At 40.3% G+C, this 18,381-nt stretch carries 20 protein-coding genes; 15 read left to right on the top strand and 5 right to left on the bottom strand.

Features of this window, described 5'->3' with window-relative positions; all coding sequences use genetic code 11:
• Positions 1 to 26 precede the first annotated feature (26 nt).
• The 13 genes from thrC (at position 27) to OLM45_RS10360 (ending at position 11,003) form a co-directional block, all read left to right on the top strand.
• Complete coding sequence (gene thrC, locus OLM45_RS10300) at positions 27 to 1,319, top strand: threonine synthase (RefSeq protein ID WP_264509879.1); 1,293 nt, start codon at positions 27 to 29, stop codon at positions 1,317 to 1,319.
• Positions 1,320 to 1,507: 188 nt separating this feature from the next.
• Complete coding sequence (locus tag OLM45_RS10305) at positions 1,508 to 2,566, top strand: DUF4118 domain-containing protein (RefSeq protein ID WP_264509881.1); 1,059 nt, start codon at positions 1,508 to 1,510, stop codon at positions 2,564 to 2,566.
• Positions 2,559 to 3,236 carry a response regulator gene (locus tag OLM45_RS10310; protein WP_264509884.1) on the top strand — a complete coding sequence of 226 codons (678 nt, stop codon included), beginning with the start codon at positions 2,559 to 2,561 and terminating at the stop codon, positions 3,234 to 3,236. Before OLM45_RS10305 ends, OLM45_RS10310 begins: the two co-directional genes overlap by 8 nt.
• A 160-nt stretch (positions 3,237 to 3,396) precedes the next feature.
• Positions 3,397 to 5,373 carry a KUP/HAK/KT family potassium transporter gene (locus tag OLM45_RS10315; protein ID WP_264509886.1) on the top strand — a complete coding sequence of 659 codons (1,977 nt, stop codon included), beginning with the start codon at positions 3,397 to 3,399 and terminating at the stop codon, positions 5,371 to 5,373.
• Complete coding sequence (locus OLM45_RS10320; RefSeq protein ID WP_264509887.1) at positions 5,360 to 5,497, top strand: hypothetical protein; 138 nt, start codon at positions 5,360 to 5,362, stop codon at positions 5,495 to 5,497. The genes OLM45_RS10315 and OLM45_RS10320 overlap by 14 nt, the downstream gene beginning before the upstream one ends.
• A gap of 158 nt (positions 5,498 to 5,655) precedes the next feature.
• Positions 5,656 to 6,987: a porin gene (locus OLM45_RS10325; protein ID WP_264509889.1), complete on the top strand. Its 1,332-nt coding sequence runs from the start codon at positions 5,656 to 5,658 to the stop codon at positions 6,985 to 6,987.
• 37 nt (positions 6,988 to 7,024) lie between these two features.
• Positions 7,025 to 7,732, top strand: coding sequence for a hypothetical protein (locus OLM45_RS10330; protein ID WP_264509891.1), 708 nt, complete (start codon positions 7,025 to 7,027; stop codon positions 7,730 to 7,732).
• 62 nt (positions 7,733 to 7,794) lie between these two features.
• Complete coding sequence (locus tag OLM45_RS10335; RefSeq protein ID WP_264509894.1) at positions 7,795 to 8,178, top strand: VOC family protein; 384 nt, start codon at positions 7,795 to 7,797, stop codon at positions 8,176 to 8,178.
• A gap of 419 nt (positions 8,179 to 8,597) precedes the next feature.
• The gene (locus tag OLM45_RS10340) at positions 8,598 to 8,921 is read left to right on the top strand and encodes a hypothetical protein (RefSeq protein WP_264509896.1); all 324 of its coding nucleotides are present in this window, start codon (positions 8,598 to 8,600) and stop codon (positions 8,919 to 8,921) included.
• A gap of 9 nt (positions 8,922 to 8,930) precedes the next feature.
• Entirely contained in the window at positions 8,931 to 9,506 is a 576-nt protein-coding gene (locus OLM45_RS10345) for an N-acetylmuramoyl-L-alanine amidase family protein (protein WP_264509898.1), read from the top strand.
• Between the two features lie 51 nt (positions 9,507 to 9,557).
• Complete coding sequence (locus OLM45_RS10350) at positions 9,558 to 9,929, top strand: DUF2200 domain-containing protein (RefSeq protein ID WP_264509900.1); 372 nt, start codon at positions 9,558 to 9,560, stop codon at positions 9,927 to 9,929.
• Between the two features lie 14 nt (positions 9,930 to 9,943).
• Positions 9,944 to 10,450 carry a hypothetical protein gene (locus tag OLM45_RS10355; protein WP_264509902.1) on the top strand — a complete coding sequence of 169 codons (507 nt, stop codon included), beginning with the start codon at positions 9,944 to 9,946 and terminating at the stop codon, positions 10,448 to 10,450.
• Positions 10,443 to 11,003, top strand: coding sequence for a hypothetical protein (locus OLM45_RS10360; protein ID WP_264509904.1), 561 nt, complete (start codon positions 10,443 to 10,445; stop codon positions 11,001 to 11,003). Before OLM45_RS10355 ends, OLM45_RS10360 begins: the two co-directional genes overlap by 8 nt.
• Before the next feature lie 23 nt (positions 11,004 to 11,026).
• Here the strand turns inward: OLM45_RS10360 and OLM45_RS10365 are convergent, their stop codons facing one another.
• Together OLM45_RS10365 and OLM45_RS10370 are read right to left on the bottom strand one after the other, a co-directional pair.
• Positions 11,027 to 11,710 carry an SIMPL domain-containing protein gene (locus OLM45_RS10365; protein WP_264509906.1) on the bottom strand — a complete coding sequence of 228 codons (684 nt, stop codon included), beginning with the start codon at positions 11,708 to 11,710 and terminating at the stop codon, positions 11,027 to 11,029.
• A 48-nt stretch (positions 11,711 to 11,758) separates the two neighbouring features.
• Complete coding sequence (locus tag OLM45_RS10370) at positions 11,759 to 12,397, bottom strand: rhomboid family intramembrane serine protease (protein WP_264509908.1); 639 nt, start codon at positions 12,395 to 12,397, stop codon at positions 11,759 to 11,761.
• A gap of 95 nt (positions 12,398 to 12,492) precedes the next feature.
• On the opposite strand from OLM45_RS10370, the gene OLM45_RS10375 reads away from it, so the two are divergent.
• The gene (locus OLM45_RS10375) at positions 12,493 to 13,374 is read left to right on the top strand and encodes a lysophospholipid acyltransferase family protein (RefSeq protein ID WP_129461088.1); all 882 of its coding nucleotides are present in this window, start codon (positions 12,493 to 12,495) and stop codon (positions 13,372 to 13,374) included.
• A gap of 44 nt (positions 13,375 to 13,418) precedes the next feature.
• Here the strand turns inward: OLM45_RS10375 and OLM45_RS10380 are convergent, their stop codons facing one another.
• Positions 13,419 to 15,032: an ABC-F family ATP-binding cassette domain-containing protein gene (locus OLM45_RS10380; RefSeq protein WP_129461087.1), complete on the bottom strand. Its 1,614-nt coding sequence runs from the start codon at positions 15,030 to 15,032 to the stop codon at positions 13,419 to 13,421.
• A 75-nt stretch (positions 15,033 to 15,107) separates the two neighbouring features.
• Positions 15,108 to 15,875, bottom strand: coding sequence for a TlpA family protein disulfide reductase (locus OLM45_RS10385; protein WP_264509910.1), 768 nt, complete (start codon positions 15,873 to 15,875; stop codon positions 15,108 to 15,110).
• Positions 15,876 to 16,019: 144 nt separating this feature from the next.
• Here OLM45_RS10385 and OLM45_RS10390 point away from each other — a divergent pair, with 144 nt between their 5' ends.
• Positions 16,020 to 17,432: a TlpA family protein disulfide reductase gene (locus OLM45_RS10390; protein WP_264509912.1), complete on the top strand. Its 1,413-nt coding sequence runs from the start codon at positions 16,020 to 16,022 to the stop codon at positions 17,430 to 17,432.
• A 38-nt stretch (positions 17,433 to 17,470) separates the two neighbouring features.
• On the opposite strand, the gene fsa is transcribed toward OLM45_RS10390, so the two are convergent.
• On the bottom strand, positions 17,471 to 18,127 hold the full coding sequence (fsa, locus tag OLM45_RS10395) for a fructose-6-phosphate aldolase (protein WP_129461084.1): 657 nt from the start codon (positions 18,125 to 18,127) through the stop codon (positions 17,471 to 17,473).
• Positions 18,128 to 18,381: the final 254 nt, after the last annotated feature.

Genomic DNA, 18,381 nt, shown 5'->3' on the forward strand with positions numbered 1-18,381 from the left:
GAAACCTGAAACCTGAAACTTCCACCATGAACTACTACAGTCTCAACAACCCCAACCATAAAGTATCGTTTAAAGAAGCCGTCATTGCGGGTATTGCTCCCGATCGCGGACTCTATTATCCCGAACAGATTCCAACTTTATCTCCCGAATTTATAGCCAACTTAGAGCAGTATTCCCGAGAGGAAGTAGCCTTTCAAGTGATGGCACCTTTTGTGGGTAAAAGTATTCCAGAAGCGGAATTACGGCAAATTATAGCAGAAACACTGTGCTTTGATTTCCCGTGTGTGGCAGTACATGAAAATACTTATAGTCTAGAACTGTACCACGGCCCGACCCTCGCCTTCAAAGACGTGGGCGCCCGATTCATGTCGCGTTGTTTGGGCTATTTCAACCGAAATTCTGAGGAAAAAGTAACGGTTTTGGTGGCCACTTCAGGTGATACCGGTGGAGCTGTGGCCAGCGGATTTTTGGGCGTAAAAGGCGTCGATGTCGTTATTCTCTACCCTTCAGGAAAAGTGAGTGATATTCAAGAACGGCAATTGACTACGTTAGGACAAAACATTCATGCACTTGAAGTGGATGGCGTTTTTGACAATTGCCAAGACATGGTGAAAACCGCTTTTTTGGATGCGGATTTAAAGGGTTGCGGACTCACCTCAGCCAATTCCATTAATGTGGCGCGATGGTTGCCACAAATGTTGTATTATTTCTTTGCGTGGCAACAATTGAAAAAGCACCATAGAGAATTCATCGTATCGTGTCCGAGTGGTAATTTTGGGAATATTTGTGCTGGTTTATTGGCTAAAAAAATGGGATTGCCGATTGCCCACTTTGTAGCTGCCACCAATGTAAATGATACCGTTCCCGAATTTTTACAAACCGGAAATTATATTCCAAAACCTTCAAAACCGACCATTTCCAATGCCATGGACGTTGGGAATCCGAGTAATTTTGTACGGATTCAAGCCATGTATGATCACAGTCTAGAAGCTTTATTGAACGACTTTTCCTCCTACTCCTATACCGACGAACAAACACGTGCTGTAATGCAAACCATCTATTCCCAAACCGGGTACATTGCCGAACCGCATGGCGCGGTGGGTTATTTGGGATTGCAGGAAGCCTTAAAAAATCATCCCAACGCGATAGGTTTGTTTTTGGAAACTGCGCATCCTGTTAAGTTTTTAGAAGAAGTAGAAAAAACGTTATCGATTGAATTGCCATTGCCCGAAGCTATTGCCCAGCTCTTACCCTTGGAAAAGGTAAAAACACGAATAGCAACGTATGCAGAATTGAAATCCTTTTTATTAAATAGATAATTTCTTAAATACACAAAACGTCGATACAGCCCCGATAGAGCCGATATCCTCGAAGCGTAGCGGAGAGATAAAGGCGAAAGCGGGACCATTGTGCCTTTGAAAACTAGGCTTGTGCTGCCTAAAAAATATTCATTAATCGTGCCTTAAAATTTACTTTTTCTTTATATCCAAGTCCGTACCTTTGTGGAATGCAAACCAAACCATGGATTAAACAATTGGGTACTGGCGTAGTCATACTACTGTTGGTTTGTTTGCCGTGCTTTATTTTTCGGGACGTTTTGGGCTATCGTGTGGTCGCCTTGCTTTTGCTGATGACGGTTTCGATTATGGCCATGACCTTTGAAATCTTACCCATTTTGATTTTGGCGGCCTTGAGTGCGTTGGTTTGGAATTTCTTTTTCATTCCGCCCCTATTTACATTTCACATTTCCAGTCCGGAAGACATTTTACTCTTTTCCATGTATTTTGTCATCGCGATGGTCAATGTGGTGTTCATGCGACGCATTCGGAAAATGGAGCAAAAAAATCAGGAACAAGCTGAAAAAGAACGCACCTTAACCTTGTACTCCACTTTCTTCAATTCACTTTCGCACGAGTTGCGCACACCGATAGCCACGATAATCGGTTCGGCAGAAACCTTGCAACAATTGAAAGAAAAGTTGGCTCCCCAAGAACAAACCGATTTATTGCAGCAGATTGAGTCGGCCGGACTTCAATTACATTTGCAAGTAAATAATATTTTGAATGTGAGCCGCCTTGAATCGGGTTTGCTTGCGCCAAAAATGGAATGGTGCGACATCAACGATATCATACACGGAACGTTGCAGCATCATTTTCCCGATCAAAAAAGAATACATTTCACTCCGAACGAACAGTTGCCATTGTGCCAAACGGATGCGGGATTGTGGGATCAAATTGTGTTGAACGTTGTGAAAAATGCGTTACACTATACACAAGGTAACGTTTACATTGAAGTTGCCATTTCAGATGACCTTTTAGAAATCAGCATTACCGATGAAGGTCCGGGTGTTCCCGATGCACAATTGGAAACCTTATTTGAAAAGTTTTACCGTTTACCGCAGACCCAAACGGGAGGAACAGGATTGGGATTATCGATTGTCAAAGGCTATATCGAAGCATTACAAGGTTCGGTAAAAGCCCAGAACCGCAGTGACCGTTCGGGATTACAGCTATTGATGCAAATCCCTGTAAAAACCAATTATTTGAATCAATTGAAAAATGAATAACGCCCGTATCGTAATCATTGATGACGAACCCCAGATTCGGCGCCTTTTGGAAATCACTTTAGAGAATAGTGGTTACAAGGTAATTTTGGCAGAAAATGGCAAGCAAGGGATTCTCCTGGCAGCGAATCATACGCCCGATTTGATTTTATTGGATTTGGGTTTGCCGGATATGAATGGCCATGAGGTTTTGAAGGAGCTCCGACTTTGGTACAACAAACCCATTTTTATCCTTTCGGCGTTGGATCAAGAAGCGGATATTGTGAAGGCGTTGGATAATGGTGCCAACGATTACTTGACCAAACCCTTTCGCACGGCCGAGTTGCAAGCTCGAATTCGGTCGGCTTTACGCAGTCAGCATACCGACAATGGTACGACTGTATTCACCTCGGGCGACTTAGAAGTTGATCTCACTGCGCATACCGTTAAAAAGTCGGGCGAAGGAATCAAACTCACCGCCACTGAGTTTTCTTTATTAGTGTTGTTGCTAAAAAACGAAGGTCGGGTACTCACCCACCAATACATTTTGAAAGAAATTTGGGGCGTAGGTGCCCAAACGGAAACCCAGTATTTACGCGTTTTTATTGGAACCCTTCGCAAAAAAATTGAAACCAACCCGAACCAACCCGAACATATATTGACGGAAAGTGGTGTGGGCTACCGGTTTGTTTAATAATTATGAGTTATGAGTTATAAGTTAATTCATAATTCATAATTCATAATTCATAATTCATAATTCTCTTTTCTTTATAAAATCTTTACACCCATCCCTCCTTTCTTTAGATTTTACCGATAGATAGCGTGCGAACTTTGCCTCATCAAAGTTTACTATTATGAATTCAAAGCATTCGCTTACGCAAAAAGTTACCTTGGCCTCGGTTTTAGTGGCGCTCGGAATCATTTATGGAGACATCGGAACGAGTCCACTCTACGCCCTTCGCGCAGTTATGGGCAATCGAAAAATCGAAGAAATACTCGTTTACGGTGGCGTTTCAGCCATCTTTTGGACCCTTACACTCCAAACCTCTATCAAGTACATTTGGCTAACTTTAAAAGCAGACAATAATGGAGAAGGCGGGATTTTCTCTCTTTATGCCTTGGTTCGTCGCTATGGCAAAAAACTCGTTATTCCTGCTATTTTAGGCGCAACAACATTACTGGCGGACGGAATTATCACGCCACCCATCTCTGTTGCATCTGCTGTAGAAGGATTGGGTATGGTGAAAGGCTTGGAAAATACAATTGTCGCTGGTAATTCCTTGACCATTGGAATTGTTATCGTAATTCTCTCATTGCTCTTTTTCTTCCAACGATTTGGGACACACATTATCGGACGCTCGTTTGGCCCTGTGATGTTGGTTTGGTTTAGTATGCTGTTTCTGTTGGGTGTACACCAAATCACGTATCATCCTGAAATTTTAAAAGCGTTAAACCCCTACTATGCCTATGAAATGTTGAGTCAGTATCCCGCGGGGTTCTGGTTGTTGGGTTCAGTTTTCCTTTGTACTACAGGAGCCGAAGCCTTGTATTCCGATTTGGGCCATTGTGGGTTGAAAAATATTCGCATCAGTTGGGTTTTTGTTAAAATCAGTTTGGTAGTGAATTATCTCGGTCAAGCTGCTTGGATGATGCATCAAAAAAGTGATTTCTTGGAAGGAAAAAATCCGTTTTATGAAATTGTCCCCGATTGGTTCTTGGTGCCGTCGATTATCATTGCTACTATGGCTACCGTCATTGCCTCTCAAGCTTTAATCAGCGGAAGTTATACCCTCATTAATGAAGCCATGAACTTGAATTTCTGGCCTCGAGTGGCGGTGCGTCAACCTTCTGAAATGAAAGGACAAATTTATATTCCGTCTGTGAATACTGTCTTGTGGTTTGGTTGTGTCTTGATGATCTTGTACTTCCGTTCGTCTGAACACATGGAAGCAGCATACGGATTCTCGATAACTATTACGATGATGATGACTACGGTTTTACTTGGTTATTTCTTGTATTACCGATTGAAATGGCAACGTTGGCAAGTGATCGGAATTTTGACCTTATTCAGTATTGTGGAAACGTCCTTCTTTATTGCCAATGTGGCGAAAATTAAAGAACGTTGGATGTTTTTATTCTTCGAATTGGGCATTTTCGCCGTGATGTACATATGGTATGAAGCCCGAAAAATTCACAACCGGTATACCCGTTTCTCTGAATTGGGTCAATACAGTAAGCTGCTTTCTGAATTATCCGAAGACGATAGTATTCCGAAAACGGCTACGCATTTGATTTACCTTACCAAAGCCGACCGTCGTCACCAAATTGAAGATAAAATCATCAAATCTTTATTTGGTAAAAAACCCAAACGCGCCGATGTGTATTGGTTTTTACATATCAACCGAACCAATGATCCGTATACGATGACGTACAATGTGACCGAATTGGTGGATGATAAAGTGATTAAAGTGAATTTGAATATTGGTTTCCGTATCCAACCTAAAACCGAATTGCTCTTCAAAAAAATTGTGCAGGATTTGGTGCAATGTCAAGAACTCAACCTGCACGTTCGACCAGACGGTTCGACCAAATACAACAGCGAACCTGATTTTAAATTTATTGTCATTGAGAAATATTTATCTGTGGAAAACGAATTCAAAATTCGTGACAGCATTTTATTGAATAGCTATTATTACCTAAAACACATGGGTATTAGCGATGAAAAGGCTTTTGGATTGGATAAAAGTGATGTGATTGTAGAAGATGTGCCACTTGTCTACCAACCTGCGGCACCGTTTGAACTTAATCGTGAAAAGCATGGAAACGGATAAATCAAGAGTCTTGTACGATCAACTGGATCAGTTAACGGATTTAAAAGTCCAAATCGAATTGCAATCGGGGAAAAATTATGCGGCGTTTTCACCGGTTTTTATCACGGAACACGGCATTTTGTAGAGCGTTGGGACTTTCATGAAGTGGATCCATTACAACCCACGCCTTCCGTTTTATCCCTTGCGCAATCGGAAGGTATTACACTAAAACATGAAGATTTATATTCAGTTTTTTTATTTGAAAATCAAACACATATCTATTTATAATTCAATTTATCATTTATGAAGATAAAGCACATTCTAGGGAGTTTATTGTTGACATTATCCATCCAAGCACAAACGGATTCTACCAAAGTTCCTTTTGAAAATTACAACCTCCGTTGGATCAACGGTCAAAATCGCCAGCAAGACTTTCCTTTACAATTAAAAGACAAAAACGGAGAAACCGTAGTTACAGGTGTCGTGTATTTGGATGGCTATTTCAATTACAATTTCAACCGCCCTAAAGACAATACCCAAACGATTTCTGCGGTTACGAGTCGGGCCAACGAATTTAGCATTGCACTTGCAAGTATTGGATTGGAAACCAATTATAAAAACGCCATTGGCCGATTGTGGTTACAAACGGGAAGTATGTTGCATATCATTCAAGAAACGGATGGCTCAATTACTCGTGGACGCAATACAGGAACTGGAAATTTAAAATTTATTCGCGAAGCCGCAGCTGGCTATCACTTTGATGTGAATTATGGCTTGAATGTTGAAATGGGGATTTTTATGAGCTATATCGGATTGGAAAGTTACATTACCCAAGAAAATTGGAGCTACCAACGCAGTATGGTGTGCGACTTTACGCCGTTTTATTTTCAAGGGGCTCGTGTGCAATATTTTCCAACCAAAAATTACCGCACTGAATTGTGGCTCCTCAACGGATGGCAATCCTACAACAGTTGGAGCAAAAGTCCGGGCATAGGAAGTTCGAATTACTACCGACCTAACGAGAACATTCAGTTAGTCGCCAATTTCTATTTGGGTCGCGACAGTCGCAATCCCGATGGCAGTTTATCGGATGTGGTGCGATTTCATCATGACAACAGTATCGTGTACCGCTATTACCATCCTGAAAACAAAAAACACGGAATTACCCAAGCCGCCTTTAGCATGAACAATCACTACGGCTTTCAAAATGGTCCCGGTGTTTCTGGCAAATCCAATTTCATGACGGGAAGTTCACTAGCCCACCGCATTTGGTGGAACAATAACCGCTTGGCATTAACCACTCGAGCGGATTATGTCACCAACCCTGGAAGTTATTTGGCCTTTACTCCCGCACAAACCAACAGTACAATGCCCAATGGTTATGAGTTAGCGATGGCCAATGGCGAAAAATTACGGATGTTTCAAACCAGTGCGACCTTGGATTGGATGCCTTCCGATTTTGTGACTTTCCGATTGGAATACGACTACCGTCAGTCCAATGTGCCCTATTTTGCAGGTCGTGGCGGTACAACTTCACCCACAGGATTTTCTACAGACCCAATTCCAACCGACTGGAAAGCCGATTTGCGTAAACAAGAACATCGGGTGATCTTGGCGATGAACTTCCGTTTGTAATACTAAAATGAAAAAGTCGGAGTTGTATTAAAAAACAATGATGCAATTCCGACTTTTACTTTTATGCTTTCCGTTATGGGTAAGTTGCCAAAACAATGCTACCCAAACTGTAGATTCGAATGAATCAACAAAAAGTACTTCTCCACTTCAAGCCCCGACAAAGCCAAAGGTTACCTATGACCAACTAAAAAAAGAAACGACTGCAATTAAAGCTAAGGCACGAAAGGAAACGGATTTTACCAAACAGTCGGATGCCTTTACCGAACTGCTCTATCAAAAACTCATTCCCCATTGGTTGGGAACACCATGGTCGTTTGATGGTCATCCTGAGTTACCCGGCAACCAACCTGTAGCGTGCAGTTATTTTGTTTCCACAACCCTTCGTGATGTTGGTGTTCCTATCAATCGCTATAAGATGGCGCAAATGGGTCCGATGGAAGAAGCTCAGCTTTTAAGTGGTGGCCAACCTGTCATTACTATAACATTTTCTGCTAAAGAAGACGGTATCAATCAATTGCTATCAAAAATTCCCGAAGGCATCCATTTTATAGGATTTGGCTCCATTCATGTGGGCTTTTTGTATCGAAAGGGAGACCAAATGGCCTTCATTCATTCCTATTATAAAAATAACGTTGGGGTAGTGTTCGATCCGATTGAAAACTCGCCCTTATGGAATGTTTGTACCACTTTTTATGTTTATCCACTTTCGGGCAATCCTGATTTTATCAAACTTTGGTTAAAATAAATGCCTATTTATTCATAAATATAGAACTTTGCTCTTCTTTTATTTGACCTAAAAATTAATTCATGTTTTCATCCATTCACCACATTGCCCTAATTGTTTCTGATTACGAAAAATCCAAAGCCTTCTACACGGAAGTTTTGGGTTTAGAAATTATCCAAGAAGTGTATCGCGAAGAGCGTCAATCGTATAAATTGGATTTGGCATTGAATGGTGTGTATAGTATCGAACTTTTTTCATTTCCCGATTTCAAACCGCGTGCGAGTCGGCCCGAAGCGTTAGGATTACGTCATTTGGCTTTTGCCGTTGAAGATATTGAAGCAGCAATAGATCGATTGCAACTGTTTCAAGTAGAAGTCGAACCCATTCACGTCGACGAATACACGGGTAAAAAATTTACCTTCTTTTTTGATCCCGACGGATTGCCTTTAGAGCTTTACAGCATTTAATAGAACTTTTTTTGTAGGATAATTTTCGTTAGTAACCCTTTTATACTTCTGATCGGATGTAAAATAGGATTTTACCTCCTATTTGTATAGATGTTATTATTGAGACGAAATTGATTTAAAACACTGAATATCAATCATCTAAATGCAGAAATAGGATTTTTTCAAACACTTAGATAGGAAAAATACTTTTGAAAAATAGGAAAAACCCTAGTGATTAAATTTTTCATTCGTTGTAATCTTGTAACGGCAATGACAAACATGAAAGACAATTCCATTATTCATACGTAAGCCAAATTCGATTTATACGCCTTTAGTGCAGTCAAAAGGGTCTCCGGACCCTTAGGCTGTACCACTTTAAAAAAAATGCCCCACCCAAAATTACCTGCTTTTTTCCTTAACTAATAGAATTATTCATCGATATGTCAGGAGATTTATGTGTATTGATTAACGGCGGTATATTGGGTATGTTAGGACAAGGTTTACGACTTGCTTACATTCATTATCGCTGGGTAATGGTTCGAAAAGATGAAAATTACTTTTGGACAAAATGTAATCCCATCAGTTGTTTAGTACTTAGTTTTTTAGCGGGTTATGGTGCCATGTATATTTTAAAAGAATACCAAGATGTAACTTATACTTTGGCTATTGTTCTACTGAGCGGCTATTTTTCTCCAATTCCTCTCCTACTTATTTTACGGTTATTGAAAAGAAAACGAAATAAAACCAATGTAAAATTTTCTTAACGTCAAGCTATGTTTCCAATTTCACCTCTTTTTTTGACCAACCACAATCGCCCAGGAAGAAAATTAAGCGAACACAAAGCCCTAATCTTACACTGCACAGCGAAAGAACGAGAGGGAGCAGATGCGTTAGCCATGCGGAATTATTACAATGAGAAGCACTATATTGATAGACAACTTATGTATGCTTCTCCACATTTTCTAGTTGATGACAAACAAATTATTCAATGTCTACCCGAGGATGAAGCAGGATTTCATGTAGGAACTGCCTTTTATAACTATACGCCGCTTGCCCGAAAATTGATGGGCAATCAAAAATCAGCAAATAATGTAACGATTGGTATTGAAATGTGTGTAAATCGCGATGGAAATTTTGACATCACACTTGAACAAACCATCCAACTCACTCGTTATTTAGCTCATAAATACCCTATTGATCGAACACATATTCTTCGTCATTACGATATCACTCGAAATGAATGCCCAAAAATGTTAATAGACCCCATGTCGTGGAATAAATTTTTAGATCGAATATTTCAAACACAACCAATATCCCAACCAACTATACATAACCAATTTAAGTTTTAAAATCTATTATTTCGCTTCAAAAAGTGTATTTTAGAACGAAATTTAGTAGCTATGTCCACTTCAACTGAACATCATGATGCAAAAATTGCCGCCATGCAATTTGCTTCTGTCTATCCCCATTATGTAGCCAAAGTCATCAAAAAAGGACGTACAGAAACGGAATTGCGCACTGTTATCTCCTGGCTTACAGGATATACCGACGAAGCCATTTCACAAGCCATTTCCGAAAAAATCAATTTTGAAACCTTTTTTAATCAAGCGCAATTGCATCCCAATGCCCATTTAATAAAAGGCGTGATTTGTGGCTACCGTGTGGAAGAAATTGAAAATCCGTTGACCCAAAAAGTACGCTATTTGGACAAACTAGTGGATGAATTGGCCAAGGGCAAAAAAATGGAACAAATATTGCGTCACCCAATATAAATCAGTCTTTCACTATGAAAAAAGCAATTCCGTTAGTATTCATTTTTTGTTTTGCATTCGCATACAATTGTCAAGCCCAATTAAAAACACCTTCCAATGAAGTAACCCTCTTTAGTTTTCAGACGGCATCAGGCAAAAAAGTGTCAGTCAATAAAGCCAAAGATGATTCTTTTCTAGTGTATCGATTTGGAGATGATAAAAAAATTGACTTCGAATTTCCCCAACAAAAAGACAGTACCAGTTTCAAAAAATTCACGTATTCCAATTGGATCCGAGGAAGCGGCAATACAAAATCAGCACTCGATTTAAAATACCTAACCTTTGAAAACGAAGGATTCAAATACATTGTGTATGCTATTTATTTTGAAGAAGACAATTCACACTCCATTGGCGTTAGGGTGATGAATCTTGCCACACAAGCAATCACAGATATCAAAGGAAAACGCAACACGCAAAAAGGTTCGCTCGACGTATTTCGAGACGAAGACCGCATCAATCAAAGCAATGCTGCTTATGACTAAATCCCTACTTTTATTCTTCCTTAGTTTTGGATTTTGGAGTGCCGCACAAAACAAAAATTCGACCGACACCACATCGCTTGCCCTCCAATTTGATATTAAAAAAATGGTGCTTGGCGACATGAATGGGGATGCCATCATTGACACGGCCTTTGTCAAAATGCCGCATTATACTAATGAAGAAACCTGGGGCGATTGTAAAAACGGTGGTTGTGAAATCGAAATTTCATTTTCCTATACGCCTGCAAAAATTCAATTATCCAATGCGGTTGACGCCGGTGTAGAAGCCATTGGCGATGTCAATCACGATGGATTTCAAGAAATAATTGTCGTACCCGGTTGGATAATTGGCTGCTGGGGCCAATACCGATTTTACACTGAAAAAGATACGCAATGGAACGAATTTGGTCGGGCCAACCGTTATATCTGTGAAGAAGAACCCTATGCTAATTGTATAGTTAAACGTACTAAGGATTACCTCACGGTTGAGGAAGATATCATAAAAAACGGCGACCAAGCCAAACAAAAGAAAAAACTGAAAATCCCCAATAAATAAAAAGCCTCTTACGAGGCTTTTGTTTATTCTAATCGGAAACTGATGGTAATGGAAGAACTGACTTCAATTAAACCTATGGCTAAAGTTTCCTGTGGTGCATCAGCTGAAAAATTGGCAAATCCATTTGTTGTTTTCAACATCGGGAAAAACTCGCCTCCCGTTTCATTAATCGTAATCGCTTTACCCACTTTTTGATTTAAGGGTGCCACATAATCTTGGGCGCGTTTCAAGGCATCTTGGGTAGCTAATTTTCGGGCTTGTGAACGCAATTCTTCAATTTTAGTAGATTTGAATTCGACACCAGAAATCGAATTGATACCGTTATCCAGCAATCCCATTGTCAATTCGTCGTATTTGCTCAAATCCCGTAAGGTAACGGTGAGTGTCTGACTCGCTTGATAGGCATATTTTTTTTTGGATTCGTCGTAATTGCGTCCCAATGAAACATCAGAGGTTTGGTATTCCGTTCCAGCGATACCGAATTTCTTTAAAAACTTGATGACTTTATCCACCGCTTCATCGTTAGACTTTTTCACTTCCGCCACATCTTTACCGGTATTTTCTACACCAAAAGTGATTACGGCATAATCGGGTGCAACTTTTACTTTACCTTGACCCGAAACCGTGATTTGCGGTTCTATTTTTGATTCTTGTGCCTGGAGCAAACTAACCGTTGCCACACATAAGGCGAAAACTAACTTTTTCATGGTTGTTTTATTTAAAGGTTTTATGAACGCTGACCAAAAGTTGTGCCATTACAGCTTCCCCATTCGCAGTAAAACGAACATAATCGCAATGGGAACAAGTAAACCAATGACCAACAACGGGTTGAGCAGAAACAATTCAGGGGCTTTCATTAACGTAAATGCCAAACCGCCAATGGCTCCACCAAAATGGGCATCATGGCCAATATTGTCGGATTTGGCCCGCATCCCATAAATCGTAAACAGCAAATACCCAAAACCAAATAGGTAGGCAGGAATTGCTAATGGAATAAAAAACAAATAAATGCCTCCCTCAGGTTCTATTAAAATCGATGCATACATAATTCCGGATACCGCACCCGATGCGCCCACTGCCGTGTAACTGGGATGGTCACGGTGCATATACAAACTCAACATATTGCCAAATACCAAACTCGCTACATAAATTAATAAAAAAGTAAGTGTCCCGAATTTAAGAACAACCACCGGAGCAAAACTGTACAAGGCAATCATATTAAACGCTAAATGCGGAATGTCTGCATGCAAAAAGGCAGAGGAAAACATGCGCACCTGATCGCCGGCACGAATACTTCCTACATGAAAAAGATACTGATGAAAAAAGAGGCGGTCTTGAAAACCCCGATAACTCATGATGACATTCAGCGCAATGAGTACATACAAAACCCACATAATCCTTAGAATAAAATGAAACGAAGCGTGTATATGATTTGTTAAATCAACGCGAAAGATACGCGATTCCGTGTATATTTGCACAAATTTTTTGCATGCAATTACTGGCTTACCTTCTCGTTTATCCCATCATTTGGCTCATCGCACAATTGCCTTTTCGATTGCTGTATGTGTTTTCCGATGGTATTTACATTCTTATGTATCGCATTATTGGATACCGTAAAAAAGCGGTACGCAAAAATATTCAGTTGGCATTTCCAACATTGTCTGATTCCGAACGATTAATTATTGAAAAGAAATCCTACCGCCATTTGTGCGATATGTTTCTCGAAATGATCAAAACCCTATCCATTTCACAAAAGGAAATCGAGAAACGGTTTACCTACACCAATTTGGAAGTGTACACCGATTTAGAAAAAAAAGGAAAAAGTATTGCCTTACTGTGTGCGCACTACGCCAGTTACGAATGGGTTATTTCCATGAATCACCACATCCAATTCAAAGGATTTGCCATCTACAAGCGCATCAACAATCCGTATTTTGATCGCTTGGTAAAAAATATTCGCTCGCGTTTCAAAGCGTATTTGATTACGACCAAAGAAACCAAACCCACCATCGAAGCCAATGCCAAAAATGGCGTACTCAGCTTGTATGGTTTTGCCAGTGACCAAACGCCGCGTTGGAGTGAAACCAATCTTTATTGGCACCACTTTATGGGCATTGAAACGCCTATTCATTATGGAGCCGAATCCTTAGCCAAGCAATTTGATATGAACATGATTTATCTTCGGGTAAAGAAATTAAAACGAGGCTATTACCAAGGAACGTTTGAAGTACTTTCGGAAGATGTGCACAGCGAACCCGATTATAAAATCTCGGAACGATTTATGGCAAAAGTCGAAGAGCAAATACGCGAACAACCCGAATATTATATGTGGACCCACAAACGCTGGAAACACAAACGTAGAAAAGAATAAAAAAACAAAAATCCCGAAGTCGCAACCTCGGGATTTTTTATATTCTAGTACATTTTTGCACGTAGTTCTTTTACTTTCGGATCATCCAAATAATCATCGAAGGTCATGTAACGATCGATCGCACCATTTGGCGTTAATTCCAATACGCGTGTCGCTACTGTTTGCGCAAACTCGTGGTCATGTGTCGTAAACAACACCGAACCTTTGAAGTTTTTCAACGAGTTGTTAAATGCTGTAATCGATTCCAAGTCCAAGTGGTTGGTGGGTTCGTCCAACATCAATACATTGGCACGCAACATCATCATGCGAGACAACATACAACGAACTTTCTCTCCTCCTGACAATACATTACATTTTTTCAAAGCTTCTTCTCCCGAGAAAATCATTTTCCCTAAAAAGCCTCGAACGTAAACTTCATCGCGCTCTTCTTCGGTTTTGGCCCATTGGCGTAACCAATCTACTAAGTTGATATCCGATTGGAAAAACTCGTGATTGTCATTCGGCAAATACGACTGAATCGTAGTCACTCCCCACTCATACGTTCCTGCATCAGCAGTCAAATGACCGTTTAATATTTCATAAAAAGCAGTGGTTGCACGGGAATCTTTTGAAAACACCACAACTTTATCACCTTTGGCCATGTTCAAATCCACATTCTTAAACAACACTTCGCCATCAATCGATGCGGCCAAGTTTTGAATGTTTAAGATTTGGTCACCCGCCTCACGCTCTTGGTCAAAAATAATGGCTGGATAACGACGACTCGACGGTTTGATTTCGTCCAAGTTCAATTTCTCCAACATCTTCTTACGGGAAGTCGCTTGTTTTGATTTTGCCACATTCGCACTAAAACGACGAATGAACTCTTCCAACTCTTGTTTCTTCTCCTCGGCTTTTTTGTTTTGCTGCGCGCGTTGTTTTGCGGCTAACTGACTTGACTCGTACCAAAAGGTATAGTTCCCCGAATAGTGGGTAATTTTACTAAAATCAATATCGGAAATGTGCGTACATACCGCATCCAAAAAGTGACGGTCGTGGGAAACCACAATTACCGTGTTTTCATAATTCGCTAAGAAATTCTCCAACCAACCGATGGTTTCAAAATCCAAGTCGTTGGTCGGCTCGTCCATGATCAATACATCCGGGTTGCCAAATAACGCCTGTGCCAAAAGCACACGCACTTTTAACTTCCCTTCCATTTCCGCCATTAACGTATAATGGAAATCCGCACTGATTCCTAAGTTGGACAACAAGGCTGCCGCATCACTGTCGGCGTTCCATCCGTTCATTTCGTCAAACTGAATCTGCAATTCGCCAATACGATCCGCATTTTCATCCGAATAATCGGCATACAACGCATCCATTTCTGATTTAATAGCATGCAAGACTTTATTTCCCATCAATACCGTTTCCAAAACCGTATGATCGTCAAACATATTGTGGTTCTGATTCAAAACCGACATACGCTTACCCGGTTCTAGGATGACACGACCCGAAGTAGGGTCCATATCGCCTGCTAAGATTTTAAGAAATGTAGATTTTCCGGCTCCATTGGCGCCGATGATTCCGTAGCAGTTGCCTTGCGTGAATGAAGTATTCACTTCGTCAAACAAAACGCGTTTTCCAAACTGTACCGATAAATTGGATACTGTTAACATGTATCGAGGTTTTATTAAATTCGGTGCAAAAGTAAGCAAATGCCCCGACTTAACCCCTCTTTTTTGGTTGTTTTTTTACGAGCGCAAATAGGTTTGCAACACCCATTTCAAGGCGTCAACGGAACCCACAACCTTGATGATTTTTCCTTCTTTATCCAAGAGAAAATGCGTCGGAAAAGCATTTAAACCTAAGGTGATATTCATGAAGTCTTTTGTATTTGGAATTACTAAGTAATCCAATTTCTTTTTGGCTAAAAATACCTTGAGTTGTTCCGGACTGTCTTCGGCCAAACTGAGGAAAACTACATCCTTGCGCAAATTGGAATACTCTTGAACCAAAGCATTTACTTCCGGAAATTCTTTCACACAAACCGGACAATGAATGTACCAACATTTGATCACCACATAATTGCCTTTCAAGTTCGCATTGGTAATCCGTTTTCCCGTCAAATCTACAGCATCCAAAAGAGGAAAATCCTGTCCTTCCATTTGCACTTGCCGAATGCCGTTGAACCCCAATTCACTCAATATCGCTCCCACACCCGGATTGGCATCTTTGGGCATCGGGAAAAGTCGGTACTGCTGCGGTTGCCCGGGATCGGCAATACAAACAAAGGTTCCCGTTTCTAATTTTTGCATAAATGCCAAGCGTGAAATGGAAATCCCATTTTCATCCAAAGCCTCAAAATTGGAATACAACGCCATTTGGGTGTCTTGGTACTGCTGCCATTGCACAAAATTGCGACACAACGCACTTATGTTCAAATCCTTATACACCAAGTCGGTTTGGGCTTGCACACCCAACATCAGTAAGAACAATACAATGGTTATTCGTAGCTTCATTCTAAATTAATCGCTCAATTTTCAAATGTAAATCAAATTTTGTAGTATCGCAATCGGAATAGGATTAAAACTAAGTTTAACTAATGGTTAACAGAATAATATACCATTACTAAATACTTTTGTTGATAACAATAGGGATAGTAAATGAATTGTAAAATTGCCTCAACATATTTATGCTTGACAACAGCCTTGTTTGCGCTGTTTACTTCCTGTAAAAAAAGTGAATTTGCTGCAGATAACTACACTGCCTATTTTGGTGGCGAAGTAGAGAATCCGCAAAACCGCTATGTATTGTTCTGTCAAAACAATCAGGTGATTGATACCATCCCATTGAACAAAGACAATACCTTTTTCAAAAAGTTTGATTCTTTAGCTCCCGGACTGTATTCGTTCAAACACGAACCCGAATACCAATACGTCTATTTCGATAAAAACGATTCCCTTCGTGTACATATCGATTCCAAAGATTTTGACCAATCCATCGTATTCTGTGGTCGTGGCGATCAAAAAAACAATTTCTTAATGGAAATGTTTTTACGCAATGAAAAGGAAAAAGACCACATGTTTGAAACGTTTGATTATGATGTAAAGAAATACAATGCTTACATCCAAAAAGTCAACTCAGACAACCAAAAATTCTATACTTCTAAAAAAGAAGAAATCAATTGGAGTGACGATTTTGATGTGTATGCCAAAGGAATGTACCTCTACCCGCATTATACCCGCAAAGAAATCTATCCTATGATTCACAAAATGCGGACGGGGAATGATGTAAGCGACCAACTTCCGAAAGACTATTACGACTTCCGAAAAACCATTGATTTTAGCAATGAGAAGTTAACCGACTTCAACCCGTTTGTCATGTACCTCAATTTGATGCTCAACAATGTGGGTTCTATTCATTACCACAACCACTTTACCGAAGTGGATTTGGCCTTAAAAACCAACATCAACAAACTCAAAATTGCCGATACACTCATTAAAAACGAAAAGGTCAAAAATATTGTAGTCAATAGTATTGCCTTTCAATACTTGTTGGAAGACCAAAATATGGTCAACAACCAGGAATTTTTAAAACACTACTACAAAATTTCAACCGACAAGAGTAAAAAGAATGAAATCTTAAAACTGGGGAAAGCCATTAGCTTACTCACCGATGGAAAACCGTTACCCGAAGTTCGCGTACAAAACCTAGAAGGTAAATCCATTTCGTCGTCTGACCTTATTCAAAAAAATACCATTCTCTTTTTCTGGAGTGACAAATTGAGTTCGCATTTGTTGGCTGCACACAAAAAGGCGATCGAACTCCAAAAGAAATACCCGAATTATGAGTTTGTAGCGATTAATCTAGACCGCGATTACGATACTTGGAAAAAAGCGTTGGAGAAATATGACTTCGGACCCATTCGTCAGTACCACTGTAGTAATTTCGAAGACATCAAAAGCAAATGGGCGATTACCAAAGTCCACCGCACTTTAATCATCAACAAAGACAAAACTATCAAAAACGGATTTACCAATATGTTTGACATCCGTTTTGAAGAAGACCTAAAATAAAAAAGCCCCGATGTTCTCGGGGCTTTTTCGTATCACAATTATTGATTTCCTTTTTGATAGTCGGCAATAAACTGAGCCAAACCAATATCGGTCAACGGGTGTTTCAACAAGCCTAAGATGGCTGACAACGGACCCGTCATGACATCTGCACCGATCTTCGCGCAGTTCACAATATGCATCGTATGACGCACCGAGGCTGCTAAGATTTCCGTTTCATACCCGTAGTTATCGTAGATCTCACGAATCTCTTGAATCAAGTTCAACCCGTCGGTCGAAATATCATCCAAGCGACCCACGAATGGCGACACATAAGTGGCACCAGCTTTGGCAGCCAAAATCGCCTGACCTGCAGAAAACACCAAGGTCACGTTTGTTTTGATCCCTTTGTCTGAGAAATATTTACACGCGCGCACGCCGTCTTTCGTCATCGGCAATTTCACTACAATCTGAGGATGTAGATCGGCCAATTGTTCGCCTTCACGCACCATACCTTCATAGTCGGTCGCATTCACTTCGGCACTCACATCACCTTCAACAATGTTGCAAATGTCCACGTAATGCTTCAAAATATTGTCCGTTCCCGTAATCCCCTCTTTCGCCATTAACGAAGGATTGGTCGTTACGCCATCCAAAATCCCTAATCCTTGTGCCTCGCGAATGTCATTCAAATTCGCCGTGTCAATAAAAAATTTCATAAAAATATAGTTATAATCGTTGTGTTTCGTTGAACAATAATTTTTGGGGCGCTACCCCTCCATACTTCCAGGGTCGGGCTGTCGGGAGTCGCTACCCTCATCCTTCGGGTGAGCTCCAACAATCCCTCCATCCCTAGCGCAACCGCGTGCAAAAATACAACACCCGTTTTGATTGAGGAAATATTATTGGAATTTAGATTTTAGAGTTTAGAGTTTAGAATTTAGATTTTAGAATAACTGCAACTAATGACTTA

This window comes from Flavobacterium sp. N1719 (assembly GCF_025947045.1).
In the GTDB taxonomy this organism is placed as follows: domain Bacteria; phylum Bacteroidota; class Bacteroidia; order Flavobacteriales; family Flavobacteriaceae; genus Flavobacterium; species Flavobacterium stagni.

Excerpts from the sequence above, each read along its gene's own strand:
- thrC (WP_264509879.1), top strand. The coding sequence starts at position 27 with ATGAACTACTACAGTCTCAACAACCCCAACCATAAAGTATCGTTTAAA.
- OLM45_RS10305 (WP_264509881.1), top strand. The coding sequence starts at position 1,508 with ATGCAAACCAAACCATGGATTAAACAATTGGGTACTGGCGTAGTCATA.
- OLM45_RS10310 (WP_264509884.1), top strand. The coding sequence starts at position 2,559 with ATGAATAACGCCCGTATCGTAATCATTGATGACGAACCCCAGATTCGG.
- OLM45_RS10315 (WP_264509886.1), top strand. The coding sequence starts at position 3,397 with ATGAATTCAAAGCATTCGCTTACGCAAAAAGTTACCTTGGCCTCGGTT.
- OLM45_RS10320 (WP_264509887.1), top strand. The coding sequence starts at position 5,360 with ATGGAAACGGATAAATCAAGAGTCTTGTACGATCAACTGGATCAGTTA.
- OLM45_RS10325 (WP_264509889.1), top strand. The coding sequence starts at position 5,656 with ATGAAGATAAAGCACATTCTAGGGAGTTTATTGTTGACATTATCCATC.
- OLM45_RS10330 (WP_264509891.1), top strand. The coding sequence starts at position 7,025 with ATGATGCAATTCCGACTTTTACTTTTATGCTTTCCGTTATGGGTAAGT.
- OLM45_RS10335 (WP_264509894.1), top strand. The coding sequence starts at position 7,795 with ATGTTTTCATCCATTCACCACATTGCCCTAATTGTTTCTGATTACGAA.
- OLM45_RS10340 (WP_264509896.1), top strand. The coding sequence starts at position 8,598 with ATGTCAGGAGATTTATGTGTATTGATTAACGGCGGTATATTGGGTATG.
- OLM45_RS10345 (WP_264509898.1), top strand. The coding sequence starts at position 8,931 with ATGTTTCCAATTTCACCTCTTTTTTTGACCAACCACAATCGCCCAGGA.
- OLM45_RS10350 (WP_264509900.1), top strand. The coding sequence starts at position 9,558 with ATGTCCACTTCAACTGAACATCATGATGCAAAAATTGCCGCCATGCAA.
- OLM45_RS10355 (WP_264509902.1), top strand. The coding sequence starts at position 9,944 with ATGAAAAAAGCAATTCCGTTAGTATTCATTTTTTGTTTTGCATTCGCA.
- OLM45_RS10360 (WP_264509904.1), top strand. The coding sequence starts at position 10,443 with ATGACTAAATCCCTACTTTTATTCTTCCTTAGTTTTGGATTTTGGAGT.
- OLM45_RS10365 (WP_264509906.1), bottom strand. The coding sequence starts at position 11,710 with ATGAAAAAGTTAGTTTTCGCCTTATGTGTGGCAACGGTTAGTTTGCTC.
- OLM45_RS10370 (WP_264509908.1), bottom strand. The coding sequence starts at position 12,397 with ATGTGGGTTTTGTATGTACTCATTGCGCTGAATGTCATCATGAGTTAT.
- OLM45_RS10375 (WP_129461088.1), top strand. The coding sequence starts at position 12,493 with ATGCAATTACTGGCTTACCTTCTCGTTTATCCCATCATTTGGCTCATC.
- OLM45_RS10380 (WP_129461087.1), bottom strand. The coding sequence starts at position 15,032 with ATGTTAACAGTATCCAATTTATCGGTACAGTTTGGAAAACGCGTTTTG.
- OLM45_RS10385 (WP_264509910.1), bottom strand. The coding sequence starts at position 15,875 with ATGAAGCTACGAATAACCATTGTATTGTTCTTACTGATGTTGGGTGTG.
- OLM45_RS10390 (WP_264509912.1), top strand. The coding sequence starts at position 16,020 with ATGAATTGTAAAATTGCCTCAACATATTTATGCTTGACAACAGCCTTG.
- fsa (WP_129461084.1), bottom strand. The coding sequence starts at position 18,127 with ATGAAATTTTTTATTGACACGGCGAATTTGAATGACATTCGCGAGGCA.